The organism is Bacillus sp. M6-12, from assembly GCF_002860285.1.
Taxonomy (GTDB): Bacteria; Bacillota; Bacilli; order Bacillales; family DSM-1321; genus Peribacillus.
Genome location: NZ_PGVF01000001.1, coordinates 64,296 through 82,109, shown reverse-complemented (window position 1 = coordinate 82,109; position 17,814 = coordinate 64,296). Strand labels below are relative to the sequence as shown.

Here is a 17,814-nt window from a genome sequence, read left to right as displayed (position 1 = left end):
AAAATGGAGATGACCATACTTTTTGTGATTTTGTAAGTCATGACTAAAGTGCATAAGATATATCAAGTTTTATATAAAAAAGGTTTTTTCTAAAAAACATTATTAAGGAGTGGTCGAATATGACACACGTAAAAAAGGTAAACGCAACTAAATTATTAAGCATGGAATCTTGTAAAGTAAAAGGTTATTTTGAACAGCTTAATTTAAGCTCATTCAAAGGAAAAAGTTATTCTTTAAGTATCAAACTAAAAGATTTATTTAAGGCAATTGATTTTAAATCTTTCAACGCTTCTGATATTGAAAATCAACTTCATGAACTATTAGAAGATGCTCTTTTTGTTTCAAAGCAAAATAAAGCAGAAGAAATATCTATCCTAACAGAGCAATTGGTTCGTTTCTTTGAATATGAGAAAACTCGTAACCTAAAGGTCATTCAAAGAGGTGTAATTGGTGACGTTTCTGTAAAAGGACATGCTGTTTCTGTTACTGCAGACTTTGTATTTGAACACAAAGACCATGTAGAGATTGTAAAAATCAAGCGTAGCGAACCAAAATTATCTTATTCTGGTCGCAAAATTGAAACAAAACCTGTACACAGCATTGATTTATTCCTTCTAAGCGAGTTAGGAAAGAAACTGTATGCTGGTAAAAAGGTTGTAGCAAGTCTGTATCACCTAAAGAGTAAAGATGATACCAGAACAAAATTAGTCGAAGTGTTTGAGATAAAGAAAGGAAAAAACATTATTTCCAACCTCTTTACTCCTGAACAAGAAGAATCTGTAGCTGACCGTATTGTTGGTTTACTAACAGAAAAGTTATCTATTGATTCTGAAAGAACTTGCGACACTTCTATGTGTGACCACTGCCAATTCGTGAATATCTGCAAATACGAAAAAGCGAAGGAAGTATTAGAGGAAGTACAAGAAGTAAAAAAAGCTGGTGCATTAAAGCTCACTGATAGCCAATATCAAGCGATTTTCTTTAGAAAAGGCGTAGCAAGAATCAATGCTGGTGCTGGTTCAGGGAAAACGACTGTTCTTGCCCTTCGTGTAGTAGAACTTCTTCAAGAAGGCGTGAAACCACAAGATGTTTTGTTAATCACGTTCACGAACAAGGGAGCACAAGAAATGCGTGAAAAGATTGCATATTGGTTGAAAGAAATGGATATGGAGGATGTTGACGTAAGTCGCATGGATATTTTGACTTTCAATGCGTGGGGAGACAAAGTGCTTCAAAAAGAATTTTCTCTTTTAGGTTATTCTGAAGCTCCTCGATTAGCAGAAAAAGTACAAAAGTACGATATTATCTTTGAAGTATTAGATGAAAATGAAAAAGTAGAAGGATTTGATTATAAAAATCCACTTCTTCACTTCCCTAATGCTAAAGGTGTTGTGGTTCAAATGGCAGAGTATTTTGACGCAATTAAAGGTCAATTTATCAATGACGTGGATACTTGTGCTGAAAAGTTACGTTTAATGCCTACTCTTGCACGTACTGTTTTCAATCTGTACAAGCAATATGAGGCAAAATTAAAAGAACGTAATCTGTTAGAATATCAAGACCAAATCAATCTTCTTTTAGAATTGGTAGAGAACCATTTAGATGTCATGTCTAAATATTCTTATCGTCATATCATGATTGACGAGTATCAAGATACGGATAATATGCAATTCGATATTATGTCTGCTTTGATTGATACAGATAAATTTGAATCTTTAATGGTCGTTGGGGATGACAGTCAAAGTATTTTTAGTTTCCGACACACATCACAAGATATTATCTTGAACTTCCATCATTATTTTGATGAAGTAAAAGATATTTATTTCGTAGAAAACTTCCGCTCCACTCCACAAATTATTGAAGTGGCGAATCTATTAAATGACTTGAACACTAAGAAAATCAACAAAACATTGGTAAGTAAAGCTCCTAATGGTTCAAAACCAAAATTATGCTCTTACCGTACTCCTGATGACGAGTTTACAGGGATTGCCACTACGATTGAAGAAAAAATCAATAATGGTGTAGCTCCTGAAAATATTGCAGTTATCGCACGTACTAAGAGTGAATTGCTAAACATTGAAAAATACTTAAAGGAACGTAACATTCCAACTGTATTAGAGATTTCAGAGCAATTACTGAACAACCGCAATGTTCAAATTATGGCATCACTGGTTGATTTCTTTGAAAATATGGAATTAGAGTACAACTTGTTAGAGTACCTATACATTTTCCAAGAAGACCGAATTAAAGACATGAATCCTGAAGAAGTGAAACAATTTGTAAGCATGTTTAAAGAAGAACTCATTGATGGATATGAGGGATTAGAAGAAGAAGCGGATAAATTAAACTTCTACTTCGATACTGTTCAACAAATTGCTGACCAGGATGCAGTTGTCTTAGGTTTCTTAGAAGAATTAAAAGCGAAAAAGTTTGAAAAAGTAAGTGAACTATTCTCTTACCTTCGTAAATTAGTTCTTTATAAGGATGAAAAGCCTGTTGTTAAGAAAGAGGTAAAGTATAAAGCAGTCGTTCTAACAACTGCTCACTCTTCAAAAGGGAAGGAATTTGACGTAGTATTCAATACCATTGACCACTACAAATACGATAATTCCATGAAACCAGAAGAGATTGAAGAAGAAAGACGACTTCTGTTTGTTTCTATCACAAGAGCAAAGAAAGAGCTTTATGTAACGTACCATACAAATCAAGACAGAGTAAAAATCAGAGGACAATATTGCAAATTCGCTGATGAATTAAAAGCGGTTGACCGTATTTCCTAATAGGTATCGAAAACACTTGGACTTTGGTTCAGGTGTTTTTGTTTTCCTCTTTTTCTACTTTACTTATTTCATGAGGAGCTACCAAATGTTGTTTGTGATTTGAAAATCCACGTATTTCGCAATAACCACTCCCCTCATAAATGAAAATTATCTTGTATTTATCCCCTTTATACAGAACACTATCTCCACATTCAAACATCTGTATCCCTTCTTCTTTTATCCGACTTTTACCCTATTGTTTTCCCCTTTATTATAACGAAATCTATTTCTCTAATATACTCTTTTTTACATATAACTTGGTAAATAAGGAAGGTTTTGAATATAATTGGTTAGATTTATCTAAACATTTGTTCTATCATAAAAAATGGAGGTGTTTTGTTTGAGACCTAATTTAACAAAAGAAATAAGTTTACAGAGTTTTAAAGATTATTATTGGTTGAAAGAAGAATTACAATCATTTTGTAGAGAACATGGAATGAGCACCACTGGTTCTAAAATGGAGATTTCTGATAGAATTATTACCTTTCTTCAGACAGGAGAGATAAAAAAAAGACCGATAAAAAAAGCATTGGCAAATAAAAAAACAAGTACACCTTGCGAATTAACTCTTGATACTGTGATTACAAATACACATCGTTGCAGTCAAGAAGTAAGAGCTTTTTTTCAAACAGTTATACCTAAATTTCACTTTTCGACTTATATACAAAATTATTTAAAAAACAACATTGGAAAAACATATGCCGATGTGGTCAACGCTTGGTATGCAGAAGAAGAACGTAAAAAACAACCAAACTATCAGAAAAAAATAGCTCCTCAGTTTGAATACAATCAATTCACTCGTGATTTTTTTGCAGACCCAAAAAATAAAGGGAAAAGTCGTGCAGAGGCCATTGAAGCATGGGATAATATCAAGAAACTTCCTGGTAGTAACCAGTATATGTCTACTCTTATTGAATAAAAAAGACAGACTCTCCTTTGAATCTGTCTTTTTAGTCATTCTTTTCAATTAAACAAGGATTTAAAAAGGTTAAAAAGGCTTTTTTCATGCGTTTTTCATCTAAAAACAAAGAAACTTCTTCCCCTGATACTTCTACACCCTCACCATCTATCCAAATAGATTCACATTTAAACTGTACGAGAGTAGATTCTCTTTCGTAATGGATTTCGACTTCTTTTATATAATCAGACAAAATAACATCTTCATCTAATTGTTCTATTTGTCCACCTTTTACTCTCTTATACACTTGTAGATAATCATAAACAGATAATGTCTTTTTTTGATATTCCCGACAATATTTCATATATAGATTTCTCAAACAGTCTGCAGGATGCCTTCCTTCTGACAATTTCATGAACATCCCTACTGTTTTATAGTCTAAGGATAAAAAAGACAGAAATTCATCTACTATTTCATCTTTCATAAATAATGAGGTCTGAATGTAATCTAATATAACAGATTCTTTGTTGGATAGGTCACTGGATACTTTAACATTTAAGCCTACCTCTAATAAATGATGGTTTCGTTGAAAATAAATGAGATTTTCTATGGAGTCTGTTGGCTCAAACTCTATTCTATCTTCATAAATCAATAAATAGCTTTTCACATTCACTTCCCCCTTTTATTCTTCCTCTTCCTCATTTTGGTCTTTTTCTTTATTTTTGTTTGATAGTTTTCCAACTTTGGTTAAGCAAATAATACAAATTAAGGATACACCTACTGCTCCTGCATAAAATCCAATGCCTACTGCTAATCCCATACAAGCCACTAACCAGATAGACGAAGCTGTTGTTAAACCGACAACACTTCCTTTTTCTTTAATAATTGTCCCTGCACCTAAAAATCCTACTCCACTTATGACTTGAGCACTTATTCTGGCAGGGTCAATATTCATACTTGGATAGAGTTCCATGATATAAACACCAGTCATCATCGTAAGGGCTGAACCTAATCCTACGAATACATGGGTACGAAACCCTGCTGGTTTATGCTGGTGCTCTCTTTGCCAACCAATAATACCAGCCAATAAAAAAGCAACAACAATCCTAATCAGTGCGTCTTCCTGTGTCAAATTGACCCCTCCTTTTCTCTTTTGGAATCATAATAACAATTTGAGAAAAGAAATAGGAAGAAAATGTGTCGTAGGAAGGTTTACTTTACCTTTATGAAATACAAAAAAGAGAATCCCTAAAAGAACTCTCTTTACTTTATATTATTTGTTGTCCTTAATAGCGTTATGAAGAAAACTACAATATAGACACTTTTCTTTATGAATTACTTATTATGTGGTTCAAACTCAATAATATCTTGAACCCTTCCCACTAACTCATACTTGTCCAATTGTTCTAATTCTTCTTTTGTCATAGATTCCGTATCTTTGTCTGTCATTAATCTTACTTTACACCCTCTTGGATGGTATCGTTTGTTGGTTAAAATATCTTGAATTTTTCCACGAGTTAATTTCCCTGTCTTTTGGTCTTCCTTTAACACAATATCAACGGTTAATCCGTACATTAGTTCATCCCGATATTGCCCTGGTCTATATTCTCCACGCATTTTGTTTCCCTCCTCTTTCCGTTTTTGTTCTTTATTCTATGTATGAGGAGTTTTTAATACAACGAAACGCAATAGGAATACCATTTATCCCTATAAACAGGAAAAACACCTGAAGGGAGAGAACCTTCAGGTGCATAAACAGGTTTTTACTTATAAAAAGGAAAGATTTTACTTATCAAAAAGGAAAGACGTTCAAAAGGAGATTTGAAATACATTCGGTAAAGAATGTTTTCTTTCCCTGATAAAGTAAAATAAATTTACTTATGAGTTGATTATAAAAGATGTAGCTGGAGAAAGCAAGTTTTTTTGAAAAAATTAATTAAAAAATATTTCTTTTGTTTACATGTCGGAGATAATAATTTTTATCTATGTTTTTGACGGACAACATTGAATGTTATACATAAAAAAACGACTGATTAAAACAGTCGCCTTTTTGGATTTTTTATTCGTTTTTTGGATTTACCTTGTATCTTTCTTCCATTTTTTCTTTATGAATTTGAAAACAATCCTGTAGAGATAATCCATAAAAGTTTGCAATCTTGATTAAAGGAAACAAGACATCTCCAATTTCACTTCCAATTTCCTTAATGATTTCTTTTTTATCAAGATTATCATCTTCATCAGGTCTTTGTCTTCCTTCATGAAATCTTCTGATTTCTCTACTTACTTCCCCTAATTCTTCTATCAACTTGTTCATGTCCGTTGCAGGATTCAATTCCCACTTTTCTCTTTCACATGTATCCAGTACCCATTGTTCCATATCCTGTATCTTCATATTACATTCCCCTTTCAACTCTCATAGCCTCAACTATGTCCTAATGTATGTGAATCTCTATATTATAAGAAAATCATCTTCATTCAATCATTCCTTCTTCTCTCCATTCATTCTTTTTTCTCGAATGACCATTGAACGATACGAATATAACATAAAAACGAATACATTTTGAAACGGAGGTAATAAAGTGAATAAGAAAACAAAAATTATTACAGGTACAGCGATTGCAGGAGCTGGAGCTATCTTGATACCAACATTAATTAGCTCTTACGGAAAAACGATGGACAAGAGAGCTACAATGAGAGATTTTTCAAAAATTGTAAATGAAGTATATGGTGTTCATTTAACAGGGATAAATTCCTTAAAACATTCCAGAGTTTCTTTATTTGCTAAAGGTCAATGGATTCTGCGTCATAAAACAGATTTAGTAGTCGTTCAAACCTCTGAAGGCAATAAAGAGTTGAACATCTCTCTTACTGATTACTTTGTTGAAAGAACAGGATTATCAGAGTTTCCTTTAGAAATTCAAGAATCCTTGCATTTTTTAGGTATGTCTTATAACGAAGAAGAACGAGCATTTTCTTATCAAGACCCTAATGGTGGAGCAGTGTCCGATATATTTATTGGTAAAGCATTAAAAGCTGTTACTACAGTTATTCAAAATTCATATGCTATTATTTAAAGTCTCTATTTCAGGTAGAGGCTTTTGTTTTTTAATATGAAATTCCAAATGTAAAAAGCAAAATAAAAGACTAAAAAAAAGAGGTGAATTACTTTACCTCTTTTTTTCATATCTATTCAATATTTCTTTCTATATCATGTTAGATAACAGAGAAAGTTTTTTCTGTTTATTCGATTTCTTTAAGTATTTCTGTCCATCTTAAAACATCAATATGATTTGTTGCTACAAACAACCCTGCAAGAAAAACAAGTAATAACAGACTTATTAAAATGTAAATGGTAATCTTTGATTTCCTTGCATCTGCTATGGTGATTTTCTTTTTTTTTGACAACTTCAACAGGAGAATCAGTATGGTTTTATGAACAATATCTAATGCACTGTGAGGATTTGTATAGTAAATAGTTTTGCCCTCTTCTGGTACTCGAAGAACGGCTATATTTTTCAAAGTGGTATCACTTCGTACATTTCTCCATATCCAACCAATTAAAAAAAGTTGAACAATAATCCCACCTAAAAAAGCTGATATAAAAACAAATAAGTCTTTTATATGCAAAAAAGCATCTAATCCAAAAGTTTTTAATAAATAAAGAAGTGTTTCTTCAAAAAAATCATTCATGAAACCACCTAACCCTCTTCATCTGCTTTTTTTATTAATTTTTTTGTGAATTTAAGCAATTCTTCTATGATTTCCTCTTTTTTATCATCACTCAAATCTTTTCTTTTTCCTATTTCATCAATCAATTCATTAAATGAGGGGTTTTCTTCTAAAGTTTCTCTTGTCAATAGAGGTATTTTTCCAAACTTCGTAAATAATTCTGCTTCAGCATACCCATAAAAATCTGCTAACTGTCGTATAATCTTATCAGAGGGAACTTTTAAGCCTCTTTCTATTTCTGAAATATAATTTGCAGAAACACCCATAGCATCTCCGATGTCTGATAAAGTTCTTTTTAGACTTTTTCTTTTTTTGGCTAACTCCATACCTAATCTAATTCGTTCCATAATTAATTCTGTTTCTTTTTCTTCATCGAAAGACACACTTTTTACCCTCCCTCTATTCGAGAGTTTTCCTCTCTTTAACCCTCTGCACACTCTTTCCTTTGAACTATTTAGGATATTAAACCAAAAGTCCCAAACCTATCCTCTTCATCCATGAAAAACATAAAGACAAAATTCTAAATAAGTTATAAAATCATTTTGTTAGTCAGCAAGTTACTCGCTTCACTAACTAAAATTAATCAAACATGATTAAAAGATTAAACGCTTACGCAATTATAGGATTAATCTTATCTTTTGACATTAATCTTTTGATTATGAATCTAAATTAAAAAAAGTCTAAAAGATTCAAGGGGGACTCTTTTATGTTGCAATTCAAAAACCAATATTTTTTCGTTAAGCCTGTTATCGGTAGAAAGGCTGGTGATATGGAATTCGACTTATTCGATATGACAGGTAAGACTCTTGGTACAAACTTTCTTCCTGACATCGATGCTCTAAACTTCTCGGTAGAAGAGAAATTAACTTTCTTAGAACTTATCGAAGAACAAACTTTCATGATGGCAGTCATGATTAAGTTTGCAGAAGAGTTTGGTACAGCTTTAGAAAATTGGTTAGAACTTGATATGGATTCTATTGAGTTAGCTGAAATTATAGAAATGAATCATGGTTTTAACGCTGATTCAGTAGAAAAACTAATTTCAGCATAATCTTCTTGAACAAAATGGCTTTTGAACTTTACATATTGAAAGAAACACCTTTCATGATGGCAGTCATGATAAAAAGTTTTTTTATAAAAAGGTTCTAAACATAAAATGTTCAAGAAAATATAAAAAGAAGGTGCATTGCACCTTCTTATTTTCGTATTTGAAGCGATTGTTTAAATGTGGAAAGCATTGGTTTTTGTGGAGTGCCTTCATAAACTGCAAATACAATCTTTTTGAACTGATTTTTAAAAGAGGCATCTTCTAATGCTTCTTTAAAGAGTTTGGCAACTGCCACTGGATTATTTCCAAAAACTCCACAACCAAATGCCCCTAATACCAAGGCTTCTTGTTTTTGTGCTTTTGCAATGGCTAAAATCTTTTTGATTCTTACCAACATAACTTCATTAATGTTTTTTACTTTTTCTTTTTCTCTTTCTCTTACGATACCAGCATTAACAGCAGGAGAAGTAATGACCGATAATAAATAAGGTTTTTCTAAAAGATACCCTTTATCGTGACGGAACACTGGAACTTTTGGTGAGAAAATCATGTAATCTGAATACATTCCTGTTTTTCTTCCCCTATTGTAATCATACATTTCTTTCATTTGAGCAATAGCTGGATACAATCCAGAAGACCTTGCGATACTTTCTTCTTGTGCTCTACTTCCTGTTAAAAAGCCACCACCAGGGTTCTTAGCAGACGCAAAGTTCAAGGCTGACACCTGAATATATCCTTCGTCTAAAAGCCTCTTAGAAGCCTCTAAAGTCGTTTCTCCTGTTACCTCTATCACTGTAGATTCTATTTGGTTTTGGAATTCTTGATTCAATAGTTCATCTAATTCTTCGGGCTTGTATAGAGCAGAACCATAAATACTGTCATTCAATTCTTTTAAAATAGAAACAGTTTTTCCTTTTATCGAATACTCCCCTCTTTTGATAATCTCCATTGTTTCTTCTCCATATTGCATAGCTTGTTGTCGATTCATTCTTTTTCTCTCCTTTAAATTCTGTCTAAATTCATTGACTTTAGTCTAAATTATACATTATAATAACTATAAACACAATTGAAGAATACTATATATCAAATATAAACTTATTCATACATTACAGAAAAGAGGAGAAATTGTAATGAAAACGAACGAATTCACCCTAAAACAAAAAGGGTTTTCAACGATTGGATATTTCTTAGGACTGATTCCACTTCTTTATCCAATCTATTTGAGTGAAGTAGCAAAAAAAACCATTCATTTTGACCTTCTATTTACATGTTTTGGAATTGCTATTTTGATTGCGGTTGCTTTCTATTTCCTTGCTTTTACAGTAAAAGTGAAAGATTCTTTTATCAATATCAATGGAGTAGCAAAAGTTCCTTATGAAGATATTAAAAAAGCCTATATCGGTGACTTTTCTTATATTGAGTCTTTTGAAGGAAAAGATAATCTTCCTCTTGCTCCATTTAAAGATAATCGTATCTCATGGTTTTTCAATTCTAATAAAGGGACTAACCGATTGCTCGTTATACACACATCAACGAATCTATTCTTTATCAAACAAAATTACTTTGATAAACATTCATTTATTAAGTTAGTTCTTGCTCTCGATGGAAAAAATGTCCCTCTTGAAGTAGAAGAATCATTTTTAAAGGAGAAAGCTCTTTAAGGCTTTCTCTTTTTCATGTACATAGGTGAACTTAAAGGTCTTTTTTATTGGAATGAAGGATACAAGAAATCTCTACAATATAAGAAGTTTTCATAAAATAGGTGTTTAAAACAAAACTTTATTTAAGTAAGGAGAAGATACAAATGACAAAGGTTATTTATAAAGGATTTTTTCTTGATGAAGAAAGTGTTATTCGATTAAAAGAATATGAAGGGGAAAAGCGATTAGAGAAAGAAACGCCTAATCAGCACATCACCTTTCAATTCCGACCAGAAGAACTATTCCCTCTCTCTGTTATGAATAAAACCTTTTCCCTTATGGTAGTGGGATATGGAAATAATGAAGAGAATAGTGGATTTAAAGTCGCTCTTCCAGAGGAGCTAATTCCTTATTATCGTGGGGCTGATGTGATTCATGTTACAACGTCTCTTAGTGAAAATGGTAAAGCCATGAATACTCGCCATTTAAACTTTAAAGCGATTACTCCTTTTGAGATTACTGGTCAATTAGGGTATTACACTGGAAAAGAAATTCTTTTCACATAAAGAAAAATCACAAATCAATCATAAAAAGGTAAAAAATGAGGAGAAAGAGGGTAAAAAACATGAAAACAATACAGGAATTAAAAGAAATAGTGCAAACAGGTCTACATGGTCAAGATTCTAATGAATTATTGAAGGCATTAGAGGAATTAGAAAGATACAAACAACTGGAAGAACAAGAAAAGTTAGTGGAATTTCCTTGTAAAGTAGGAGATTATGTTGAGTTTTCAGGTGGAAACATTTTGCCTGTTGTTTCTCTTACTAAATCAAGTAATGGAGATATTAGTGTTTGCTGTCAAAATGGTCACATTGTCAATGTAAGACTACAATATCCTGGTTGGGCGAAGAGATTTATCCCTAAAGAAGAATATCGAAAATAATCGTAAAGTGTATGAAGGGATGACACATTAGAGAATAAGAGCTATTAGTAGCTCTTTTTTCTTTTTTCAAATTTAGCTTTTTATAAAAACTCTTTTGTTTATCTATAATATAAGAGTTTTTATAAAGCAGGATATTTTATATATAGGTTTATACAGGGAGGAATTTATTTATGGGAAAATCAATTCACAGTACAGAAGGTTGCGTTCATATCAAATACTTCAACTATGGTGTCGAGAATGACCTTTATGTAGAAGCAGATAATTGGTCTGCTGGTCTACAACGGTTTCGTCAAATTTATGGGGAAGACAATCCAGGGAAATTTTACGTCATGAGTGTTGGTTGGTAATTGATACAAAGAGAAGCAAGGATTGATTCCCTGCTTCTTTTTTGTTGTTATATAAAAATGGTTGCGTCTTTGCTGGTGCTTCGATATATAAACTTAGCTTCTTTTACTTCTTCTTCATTCAGACTTTCATACTCTTGCTCTCCTGATTTAACAACTACAAAGTTCCCAAGAATGGTTAAAGGGAGATGTCCTTTATCCTGCAGTATCATATGTCTATTGTGCTCTAAGTTTTTAAGTCTTCCTTCTTCATTTGCCAATGCCACTTTATCGTCATATAAAGCGATTTGCTCTGCATCTCCTCCTACAAACCGTTGAATTTCTCCAAATGTCATTTCTGCTTCATAAGGTTCTTTTTCTGGTTCAACCGCTACTACTTTCCACTTTTCCATTTTTCTCTCTCCTTTATTCTGTTATATCCCTATCATTCTTCGTAAAGATTCCTTGTTGGTTCGTTCAATCAATGTACTTTCTGGATTTTCCTCTGCTTTTATGTAATCTTGAAAATATGGGAGGTCAAATAAATTCTCTACCCCATTTATTTCTTCAGCGTCATAGTGTTTTCCTTCATAATAAATCCATTGATGAAAAGGTGTCATCAATAGTTTATCAAATACTTTTGGAATTGTGTTATTTCCATTGTTCAGTTGAGCTAACTTTTTATATCGCCATGTTCCTACATTATTGAAATTTGTGTAATCAATGGCATACATAGTCGGCATTTGATAAAACTGGTCAACATGAATAATTTCTGCTTTTGGGAACTTTCTTTTTACTCTCTCTGAAAAAGTTTTGCAATGTCCAGAATTGATATAGAGCGGTTTTTGCAACTGATACTCTTTTAGAAAGATTTTAATTTCTTCCGATAAAATCCTTGTGATTTCATTCATGTCCTTTCTCCTTTTTAAACTCTCTCTTTTTATTATACTTTTCATTCTTGACACAAAAAAGAGAAATGAATCTCTCCATTTCCTCTTTTCTTACTCTTTGTTATTAAAAACATTCCTTTTTAATCAAAATTGTTGCATTTAGCTCCTCATTTTTAATGGTATCTAATTGAGCGGTCATATAGACTGCAGGATGCTGGACAACTTTGATAAGCGGATTTATCGAATCAAAAACTTGATTATCTGCTTTTGCTATTTTTTCTATCAATTCTACCATTGTTTCTTTTTTAGGCTGAATTTCTGCTCGTTCAAGCCTCTCTCCCACAACTCCTGCATAGAAAACACCATTGGAATAATCAAACTCTGTATTTCCTTTATGAATGAATGGTAGCAAGAAACTATCGGCAACGATTTGAACCATCTTATCTTTTTTTGTAGTTTCTTTCTTTTGTTCTTGGATATGTTCCAACATTGCTCGTTTACGTACTTCTTCTACGATTTCTCCCTCACTTCTCATGTAGGCATCATGCTTATCTTCTCTTTTGGAAAGTTCCTTATGGGAAAGTTCTCTTTTTACAACCGTTCCCCCACACTTTTCAGCAATTTTTTCCGCTATCTCCTCAAAAAGAATAGAAAAAGCTACTTCTTCGTCTTTTACGAACTCAAAACTAAACGATTCATCGTTGTAAGGTTCTCTGGTTAAACCACCAGCATAATAGAGTTTCCCTAACTGCACTAACCAAACGGTCAAGATGTTATCATTGAAATTACTCATACAATCTCTCCTTATTCTCCCAACATACTTTTGCAGAATTGAATCAAGAAAGTTAAACCTTCTTGCCCCTCTTCTTTTAATTGAATTAAATCTTGATAAAAACTACGAACGGTATGTGTTTCTTTGGATAATAGTATCTTTTCAATTGTATTTTCCTCTACATCCGTTAAACTTTCTTCTTTTAAGACTTTTATCAATTGTTGCATATCAGCTACCCTTCTCTGAAGAGCATCTTCTTTTTCACTTTCATTGAGTATTTCAAATGGATTAATGGTTGTAACACTATCAGTAGGGTTAATATAAATAACTTCACCTGAAATACCTTTTACTATCTCTTCATAAGTTGTACCCTTTTTTATCTCTTTCATGAATAGTGCTTCTCCTTTTCTTATAGATAAGAATAGCCCACTAATGTAGTGAGCTATAGGTCATATGAAATCTATTCTTTCTCTTCCTCTTCGTCTTTCTCTTTCTTTTGAATATTAAAATCTACATTGAATTGACTTCGTAGCATTTCAATAATTTGTTCTTTTAGAATATCAGAAATAAATTTAGTAAATGGACTTTGAGAATTACGAGAATAATCGTAAATATTTCGACTCATTCGTGGATAATTTTCTTGTTGAATCGCAAACATCATTTCTTCACGAATAATCTCTTTAATGGCATAACGTATAAATTCACCATTTTGACCAACTGCTTCTTTTATTTCCTCACGAGCAATCTTATGAAAAATATCCTTCATTTCATCTTTTGTAATTCCCAATTCATTGTGCATAAAATTTTTCATTTCTTTATATCCCATTACCCATTGTGGGTTTGTTGTATGTTCTTGCAAACAATTCCTCTCCTTTTTTGTTTGTATAATTTATAAATCTAACTAAGTATCTTTTTATGATTTGAAGTAGAATATAGCGTTGTATTACTCACTATGCTTTTGATTTAAAATTAAATTCATTAGATAGCAAAAGTTTTCGTGCATCATGTCCTTTACGGATATGTCTTCTTGTATAAAGGTTATCTTCATCTTGCAATAACTCCGATAATACAATATAATCTCCATTTGATTTTTCAACTTGAACATCATAGCCTTTATCTAAAGAAGAAAAACTAAAGAAATCTAAGCAATTTGTATAAATGATAGGTGTTTGTATTTCAATATTTCTTAAAACCTCCATATACGATAGAGACTTATCATTTGAATAATCAAATTGAATGATAATTTTTTTCATCTTTTATCCTCCTTTAGTTTGTTAATAGCCTGAATAATGGCGTTTTCATCACAACCATATAGACCAGACGTATTGATATTGTTGTACTCAACAACTTTGAATCCCTTATCCGTTTCGGCTATATCAATAACAAAAGCCTTGGCTAATGGAAATTTATCTACTATCTTTTTTGTATATTGAAGAATCGCTTTAGAAGGTTTTCGAGTAATATCAGTGTTATTCCCTACTCTGTAACTTGAACTTGTTACAACCTCTTGATTGACCACAAAAAAGCGATATTCCGCTTTGATTTCTTGTATAGGAGAAATCATTAAAGATTGTCCGATATAAGGGCTATTTTCTCTATTTTCACGCTCTTTCCAAGATAAAAAGTCCTCTTTTGTTACTCTCATACCAGTAAATAACTTCGTATTTCCAGTAGGTCGTATAAAGAACTCTTCTGCTATGGGTTCAAGCTCCGAAAGTTCGCCTATCATAAAGTGATGGTTTAACAATTCATCTCCCAATGCTTCTCGGAAAATCTCAAATTCAAATTTCTCATTCATAAAAGAACCAGGCTCTAAGCCCATTTCAGTTGCTATCTTAGCAAAAGCTTTAGAGCCATATACCATAATAGCTTCATTTGAAATAAAATCTTGCAAGATAGAATCCGACTTATCCATAGGAAGTTTATCTGCTTTATCTAACACCGTTAAGCTACTATCTTTGTTTACTCTTACAAGTAAGTAGTCCACATGACAATGTTCTAAAGCATTGATAATCCTTACTATATTTGAACCATTATTTAAGAACTCTTGGACTAACCATTTCATTACTACCCAACTCCCTATTATCAGGCTTCAAAGTCTTGAAAGCTGTTAATTTGAAGAGGTTTAATAGAAACACTTTCTTCAGAAGCTCCTTTACTAATTAAATTACTCTTTTTGAGACGAGCATGAGCTTCATTTCCAAATACTCCTTTTAATACCCCATTCACAAACACAGCATGAGATTCCATTGAAATTGCCTGACTATTGATATAACTTCGTATCACTTCATTTAATTCTTCTATTCGACCTTCTTTATCCCGATATTCCATTGTTCTTGAAGTCGTAACAACCATTTCATTGTCATCTGATATGTGCCGAATCACGACTTGTCCATGACGGTCAAGACTATCTTTTAAATACTCAACTAATTTCCCTTCATTTAATGGGATACTTGTAGATGTTCCTGAAAAACCTTCCGATTCATGCGAAAACTTTACTGTTACCTTCTTTTGTTTGTTAAACACGCCTTTTCACCTCTAAAGTTGTTTTGTTTTAATCTTTATTGTTCCACTCCATGTTTAGAAGGCATATTGTATCTTCTGACGCTAAAATCTTTTACTTTTAGCTCTTCACCTATTTCAGCAGAAGCACAACGCTCACATTCCCGATAACACCATTTATTTAATTTATCTCCTGAAAAAGCAGGGTGAGGCTTCATGTCTCCACCTTCTGACGTAATAACGGTCTTTCCAGTTGTAGGAGCAATCCCCACTTCGTCATCGGCTAACCAGCAAATATCGTCTTCATCGTCACTTAACTGAACAGAAGGTCTTCCATTTAATCCAAATGCTTTTTCACACTTACCGTCACATCCAATCGTTAAAGCTCTTCCAAAAGCTCTAATTTCTTTTGTTAGCATTTTGTCCTCTCCTTTAGGGAAAAATAAAATCTATTTGATAAATCTACAATGTCATTTTTTCTTGCTATTTTTCTTACCCATTTAGAAGGAATCGTAGAATATCCATAATACATTCCTGCTAATCCTCCTGCTAATGCCCCTATGGTATCCGTATCTCCACCTAATTGTATCGCTGATAAAACGACTTCACGATAAGTAGAGTGATTTAAAAAACACCATAACGTAGCTTCCAAGCTATGAATAACGTACCCACTACTTTCTATATCTTCTTTTTCTAAAAGAGAAATATCCTGTTGCAAAATTCGTTCAAAATAGATTAATTCATCAGCAAATCCTTGTTGAGTATAATAATCTGTAATAATACGAACTGTCTTTTGATAGGCTTCTTTTGGTTGTATGTCATGAAGTAGTTGGATAGCGAATTCCACATAAAAACTACAAGCAATTTTAGAGCGGATATGAGCATGTGTGATACCTGATACTTCTTCAATGAATGGGAATTTATCATTTGGGGAAAGAGTATGTTTTAGGTAGAAACTTAATGGCATAACTCTCATAAGAGAGCCATTTCCGTTGCTTTTTTCGCTTGATTCTCCTGTTTCGCCTTTAGAAATTCCTGCTTTTATTTTAGAAAGAGCTTTAAAAGTAGATTGACCAATGTCAAAAGGAAGTTTTCCATCATGTGTCCAATAGCCATAATAGTACCATTCACAAAAGCTATTTTTTAACTTTTCTATGTCATATCCTTCAATCAGGTTCTCTACTAAACAAAAAGTAAGAGAGCTATCATCTGACCAGCTACCTTTAGGTTGTCCATGTGTTCCATATCCTCTCATGTCGGAAACTCCTTGAGCTTCCTGACGTGATTGAAACTCTAAAGGAACGCCAAGAGCATCACCCACTGTAAATCCTATTAAACTCCCTATCACTTGTTCATGAAACGCATTTTTTGACTTCCCTGTTATGTTTTTTAAACGATTTAATGGATTCAACATATTTTTACGCCCCTTTTCTTTGAGGCATTTTTCGTTTTGATTTTCCTCTTTTAATTTCTTCTTTGGTTGCTCTTCGGCAATCTTCCACAAAGGAAACGTCTCCTGCGTCTATCCAGTCATCATGAAGAAGCCATTCGCCCCAAATTTGTTCGATTTTAAAGATATCACCATTTCTGGTATCGAAAATCCAATCACCTATCCTCACAGGAGTATCGCCCCTCTCTTTTAAAGGTATCGTTCTTGATATTCTTGAATCAACTGTTCTTGGTTAATGACATGTATTTTTCCTTCTTCATAAGCATCTTTCCATGCTTTATCTTGTTTATTTCTACTTATCAAACCAAAATCACTCACAGCGTTCATTTGTTCAAACATTTCATTGATATATTGTTTTGCTTCTATATGTTGATGAACGATTTCCACCGCTTCTTCAATTTCCGATTCGCTAAAGTAACCTTCTTCTTTGCTTTGAAGATAAACCTCTCGATTCACTGAACCATATGTCCACGCTTCAAACTCTGCTTCAAACAACATGGAAGGAGTGCTTTCTTTTTTCTCTGAAACCCCTTCTTTTTCTTTATTCGCATATAACGCTCCATAATAAGCAAACAAAAAGTATAAACTTTTGTGAAGTTTAACAGGGGAAATAGCTGGTGATAAGAAATGTAAGTATTTTGCTACCGTATGAATACTGTTGAAAACATAACTCTTTTCTTCTTTCACATCCATTTCTTCCCTTCTCAAAGCGTTTTTTCTCATTTTATTATACCATAGATTATTTTTTTAGTAAATTATATTTTACTTATGAAGCAAATGAAAGTTGTTTATAATATAAC

27 protein-coding genes are annotated in these 17,814 nt (G+C 32.6%); 8 read left to right on the top strand and 19 right to left on the bottom strand.

Annotated features, from left to right (window positions below):
* Positions 1-119 precede the first annotated feature (119 nt).
* Together CVD28_RS00535 and CVD28_RS00530 are read left to right on the top strand one after the other, a co-directional pair.
* Positions 120-2,780, top strand: coding sequence for an ATP-dependent helicase (locus CVD28_RS00535; protein ID WP_101590303.1), 2,661 nt, complete (start codon positions 120-122; stop codon positions 2,778-2,780).
* Between the two features lie 379 nt (positions 2,781-3,159).
* On the top strand, positions 3,160-3,738 hold the full coding sequence (locus tag CVD28_RS00530; RefSeq protein ID WP_101590302.1) for a DUF6434 domain-containing protein: 579 nt from the start codon (positions 3,160-3,162) through the stop codon (positions 3,736-3,738).
* 31 nt (positions 3,739-3,769) lie between these two features.
* Here CVD28_RS00530 and CVD28_RS00525 read toward each other — a convergent pair whose 3' ends face one another.
* The 4 genes from CVD28_RS00525 to CVD28_RS00510 all read right to left on the bottom strand — a co-directional run bounded on the left by CVD28_RS00525 (position 3,770) and on the right by CVD28_RS00510 (position 6,109).
* Entirely contained in the window at positions 3,770-4,384 is a 615-nt protein-coding gene (locus CVD28_RS00525) for a hypothetical protein (protein WP_101590301.1), read from the bottom strand.
* 15 nt (positions 4,385-4,399) lie between these two features.
* A complete protein-coding gene (locus CVD28_RS00520) occupies positions 4,400-4,849 on the bottom strand; it encodes an MgtC/SapB family protein (RefSeq protein ID WP_101590300.1) in 450 nt (149 codons plus the stop codon).
* Between the two features lie 203 nt (positions 4,850-5,052).
* A complete protein-coding gene (locus CVD28_RS00515) occupies positions 5,053-5,334 on the bottom strand; it encodes a YwbE family protein (RefSeq protein WP_101590299.1) in 282 nt (93 codons plus the stop codon).
* Positions 5,335-5,776: 442 nt separating this feature from the next.
* Positions 5,777-6,109: a MazG nucleotide pyrophosphohydrolase domain-containing protein gene (locus tag CVD28_RS00510; RefSeq protein ID WP_101590298.1), complete on the bottom strand. Its 333-nt coding sequence runs from the start codon at positions 6,107-6,109 to the stop codon at positions 5,777-5,779.
* A gap of 187 nt (positions 6,110-6,296) precedes the next feature.
* On the opposite strand from CVD28_RS00510, the gene CVD28_RS00505 reads away from it, so the two are divergent.
* Positions 6,297-6,791, top strand: a complete 495-nt coding sequence (locus CVD28_RS00505) for a hypothetical protein (protein ID WP_101590297.1) — start codon at positions 6,297-6,299, stop codon at positions 6,789-6,791.
* A gap of 166 nt (positions 6,792-6,957) precedes the next feature.
* Here CVD28_RS00505 and CVD28_RS00500 read toward each other — a convergent pair whose 3' ends face one another.
* On the bottom strand, positions 6,958-7,407 hold the full coding sequence (locus tag CVD28_RS00500) for a hypothetical protein (protein ID WP_101590296.1): 450 nt from the start codon (positions 7,405-7,407) through the stop codon (positions 6,958-6,960).
* An 8-nt stretch (positions 7,408-7,415) separates the two neighbouring features.
* A complete protein-coding gene (locus CVD28_RS00495; protein ID WP_101590295.1) occupies positions 7,416-7,829 on the bottom strand; it encodes a helix-turn-helix domain-containing protein in 414 nt (137 codons plus the stop codon).
* Positions 7,830-8,152: 323 nt separating this feature from the next.
* Between CVD28_RS00495 and CVD28_RS00490 the strand changes: the two genes are divergently transcribed.
* A complete protein-coding gene (locus CVD28_RS00490; protein ID WP_101590294.1) occupies positions 8,153-8,497 on the top strand; it encodes a hypothetical protein in 345 nt (114 codons plus the stop codon).
* A gap of 145 nt (positions 8,498-8,642) precedes the next feature.
* Here CVD28_RS00490 and CVD28_RS00485 read toward each other — a convergent pair whose 3' ends face one another.
* Positions 8,643-9,443, bottom strand: coding sequence for a TIGR02452 family protein (locus tag CVD28_RS00485; RefSeq protein ID WP_257985718.1), 801 nt, complete (start codon positions 9,441-9,443; stop codon positions 8,643-8,645).
* 181 nt (positions 9,444-9,624) lie between these two features.
* On the opposite strand from CVD28_RS00485, the gene CVD28_RS00480 reads away from it, so the two are divergent.
* The 4 genes from CVD28_RS00480 (at position 9,625) to CVD28_RS27635 (ending at position 11,424) form a co-directional block, all read left to right on the top strand.
* Complete coding sequence (locus tag CVD28_RS00480; RefSeq protein WP_101590292.1) at positions 9,625-10,155, top strand: hypothetical protein; 531 nt, start codon at positions 9,625-9,627, stop codon at positions 10,153-10,155.
* 143 nt (positions 10,156-10,298) lie between these two features.
* Entirely contained in the window at positions 10,299-10,700 is a 402-nt protein-coding gene (locus tag CVD28_RS00475; RefSeq protein WP_101590291.1) for a hypothetical protein, read from the top strand.
* Positions 10,701-10,759: 59 nt separating this feature from the next.
* Positions 10,760-11,077 carry a hypothetical protein gene (locus tag CVD28_RS00470; protein WP_101590290.1) on the top strand — a complete coding sequence of 106 codons (318 nt, stop codon included), beginning with the start codon at positions 10,760-10,762 and terminating at the stop codon, positions 11,075-11,077.
* 170 nt (positions 11,078-11,247) lie between these two features.
* Positions 11,248-11,424: a hypothetical protein gene (locus CVD28_RS27635; RefSeq protein ID WP_180953816.1), complete on the top strand. Its 177-nt coding sequence runs from the start codon at positions 11,248-11,250 to the stop codon at positions 11,422-11,424.
* Positions 11,425-11,471: 47 nt separating this feature from the next.
* Here the strand turns inward: CVD28_RS27635 and CVD28_RS00465 are convergent, their stop codons facing one another.
* The 12 genes from CVD28_RS00465 to CVD28_RS00410 all read right to left on the bottom strand — a co-directional run bounded on the left by CVD28_RS00465 (position 11,472) and on the right by CVD28_RS00410 (position 17,707).
* Complete coding sequence (locus CVD28_RS00465) at positions 11,472-11,813, bottom strand: DUF3846 domain-containing protein (RefSeq protein WP_101590289.1); 342 nt, start codon at positions 11,811-11,813, stop codon at positions 11,472-11,474.
* Between the two features lie 21 nt (positions 11,814-11,834).
* Positions 11,835-12,311 carry a hypothetical protein gene (locus CVD28_RS00460; RefSeq protein WP_101590288.1) on the bottom strand — a complete coding sequence of 159 codons (477 nt, stop codon included), beginning with the start codon at positions 12,309-12,311 and terminating at the stop codon, positions 11,835-11,837.
* Between the two features lie 103 nt (positions 12,312-12,414).
* Complete coding sequence (locus CVD28_RS27630) at positions 12,415-13,083, bottom strand: hypothetical protein (protein WP_180953815.1); 669 nt, start codon at positions 13,081-13,083, stop codon at positions 12,415-12,417.
* Between the two features lie 11 nt (positions 13,084-13,094).
* Positions 13,095-13,451, bottom strand: a complete 357-nt coding sequence (locus CVD28_RS00450) for a hypothetical protein (protein ID WP_101590287.1) — start codon at positions 13,449-13,451, stop codon at positions 13,095-13,097.
* A 71-nt stretch (positions 13,452-13,522) separates the two neighbouring features.
* The gene (locus CVD28_RS00445) at positions 13,523-13,921 is read right to left on the bottom strand and encodes a hypothetical protein (protein ID WP_101590286.1); all 399 of its coding nucleotides are present in this window, start codon (positions 13,919-13,921) and stop codon (positions 13,523-13,525) included.
* A gap of 91 nt (positions 13,922-14,012) precedes the next feature.
* The gene (locus tag CVD28_RS00440) at positions 14,013-14,315 is read right to left on the bottom strand and encodes a hypothetical protein (RefSeq protein WP_101590285.1); all 303 of its coding nucleotides are present in this window, start codon (positions 14,313-14,315) and stop codon (positions 14,013-14,015) included.
* Positions 14,312-15,127 (bottom strand): ATP-grasp domain-containing protein, encoded by an 816-nt coding sequence (locus tag CVD28_RS00435; protein ID WP_101590284.1) that lies wholly within the window; start codon positions 15,125-15,127, stop codon positions 14,312-14,314. The genes CVD28_RS00440 and CVD28_RS00435 overlap by 4 nt, the downstream gene beginning before the upstream one ends.
* 20 nt (positions 15,128-15,147) lie before the next feature.
* Positions 15,148-15,588 carry a hypothetical protein gene (locus CVD28_RS00430; RefSeq protein ID WP_101590283.1) on the bottom strand — a complete coding sequence of 147 codons (441 nt, stop codon included), beginning with the start codon at positions 15,586-15,588 and terminating at the stop codon, positions 15,148-15,150.
* A 35-nt stretch (positions 15,589-15,623) separates the two neighbouring features.
* A complete protein-coding gene (locus tag CVD28_RS00425; protein ID WP_101590282.1) occupies positions 15,624-15,983 on the bottom strand; it encodes a hypothetical protein in 360 nt (119 codons plus the stop codon).
* A complete protein-coding gene (locus tag CVD28_RS00420) occupies positions 15,977-17,068 on the bottom strand; it encodes an ADP-ribosylglycohydrolase family protein (RefSeq protein ID WP_257985717.1) in 1,092 nt (363 codons plus the stop codon). Before CVD28_RS00420 ends, CVD28_RS00425 begins: the two co-directional genes overlap by 7 nt.
* Positions 16,983-17,183 (bottom strand): hypothetical protein, encoded by a 201-nt coding sequence (locus CVD28_RS00415; RefSeq protein ID WP_101590280.1) that lies wholly within the window; start codon positions 17,181-17,183, stop codon positions 16,983-16,985. Before CVD28_RS00415 ends, CVD28_RS00420 begins: the two co-directional genes overlap by 86 nt.
* Positions 17,184-17,203: 20 nt before the next feature.
* On the bottom strand, positions 17,204-17,707 hold the full coding sequence (locus tag CVD28_RS00410) for a Panacea domain-containing protein (RefSeq protein WP_101590279.1): 504 nt from the start codon (positions 17,705-17,707) through the stop codon (positions 17,204-17,206).
* Positions 17,708-17,814: the final 107 nt, after the last annotated feature.

Bases quoted from the DNA above. Each gene is read 5' to 3' on its own strand.
- CVD28_RS00435 (WP_101590284.1), bottom strand. From the start codon at position 15,127: ATGAAATGGTTAGTCCAAGAGTTCTTAAATAATGGTTCAAATATAGTA.
- CVD28_RS00470 (WP_101590290.1), top strand. From the start codon at position 10,760: ATGAAAACAATACAGGAATTAAAAGAAATAGTGCAAACAGGTCTACAT.
- CVD28_RS00480 (WP_101590292.1), top strand. From the start codon at position 9,625: ATGAAAACGAACGAATTCACCCTAAAACAAAAAGGGTTTTCAACGATT.
- CVD28_RS00515 (WP_101590299.1), bottom strand. From the start codon at position 5,334: ATGCGTGGAGAATATAGACCAGGGCAATATCGGGATGAACTAATGTAC.
- CVD28_RS00410 (WP_101590279.1), bottom strand. From the start codon at position 17,707: ATGGATGTGAAAGAAGAAAAGAGTTATGTTTTCAACAGTATTCATACG.
- CVD28_RS00485 (WP_257985718.1), bottom strand. From the start codon at position 9,443: ATGGAGATTATCAAAAGAGGGGAGTATTCGATAAAAGGAAAAACTGTT.
- CVD28_RS00535 (WP_101590303.1), top strand. From the start codon at position 120: ATGACACACGTAAAAAAGGTAAACGCAACTAAATTATTAAGCATGGAA.
- CVD28_RS00460 (WP_101590288.1), bottom strand. From the start codon at position 12,311: ATGAATGAAATCACAAGGATTTTATCGGAAGAAATTAAAATCTTTCTA.
- CVD28_RS00450 (WP_101590287.1), bottom strand. From the start codon at position 13,451: ATGAAAGAGATAAAAAAGGGTACAACTTATGAAGAGATAGTAAAAGGT.
- CVD28_RS27635 (WP_180953816.1), top strand. From the start codon at position 11,248: ATGGGAAAATCAATTCACAGTACAGAAGGTTGCGTTCATATCAAATAC.
- CVD28_RS00465 (WP_101590289.1), bottom strand. From the start codon at position 11,813: ATGGAAAAGTGGAAAGTAGTAGCGGTTGAACCAGAAAAAGAACCTTAT.
- CVD28_RS00425 (WP_101590282.1), bottom strand. From the start codon at position 15,983: ATGCTAACAAAAGAAATTAGAGCTTTTGGAAGAGCTTTAACGATTGGA.
- CVD28_RS00510 (WP_101590298.1), bottom strand. From the start codon at position 6,109: ATGAAGATACAGGATATGGAACAATGGGTACTGGATACATGTGAAAGA.
- CVD28_RS00490 (WP_101590294.1), top strand. From the start codon at position 8,153: ATGTTGCAATTCAAAAACCAATATTTTTTCGTTAAGCCTGTTATCGGT.
- CVD28_RS27630 (WP_180953815.1), bottom strand. From the start codon at position 13,083: ATGAGTAATTTCAATGATAACATCTTGACCGTTTGGTTAGTGCAGTTA.
- CVD28_RS00475 (WP_101590291.1), top strand. From the start codon at position 10,299: ATGACAAAGGTTATTTATAAAGGATTTTTTCTTGATGAAGAAAGTGTT.
- CVD28_RS00500 (WP_101590296.1), bottom strand. From the start codon at position 7,407: ATGAATGATTTTTTTGAAGAAACACTTCTTTATTTATTAAAAACTTTT.
- CVD28_RS00440 (WP_101590285.1), bottom strand. From the start codon at position 14,315: ATGAAAAAAATTATCATTCAATTTGATTATTCAAATGATAAGTCTCTA.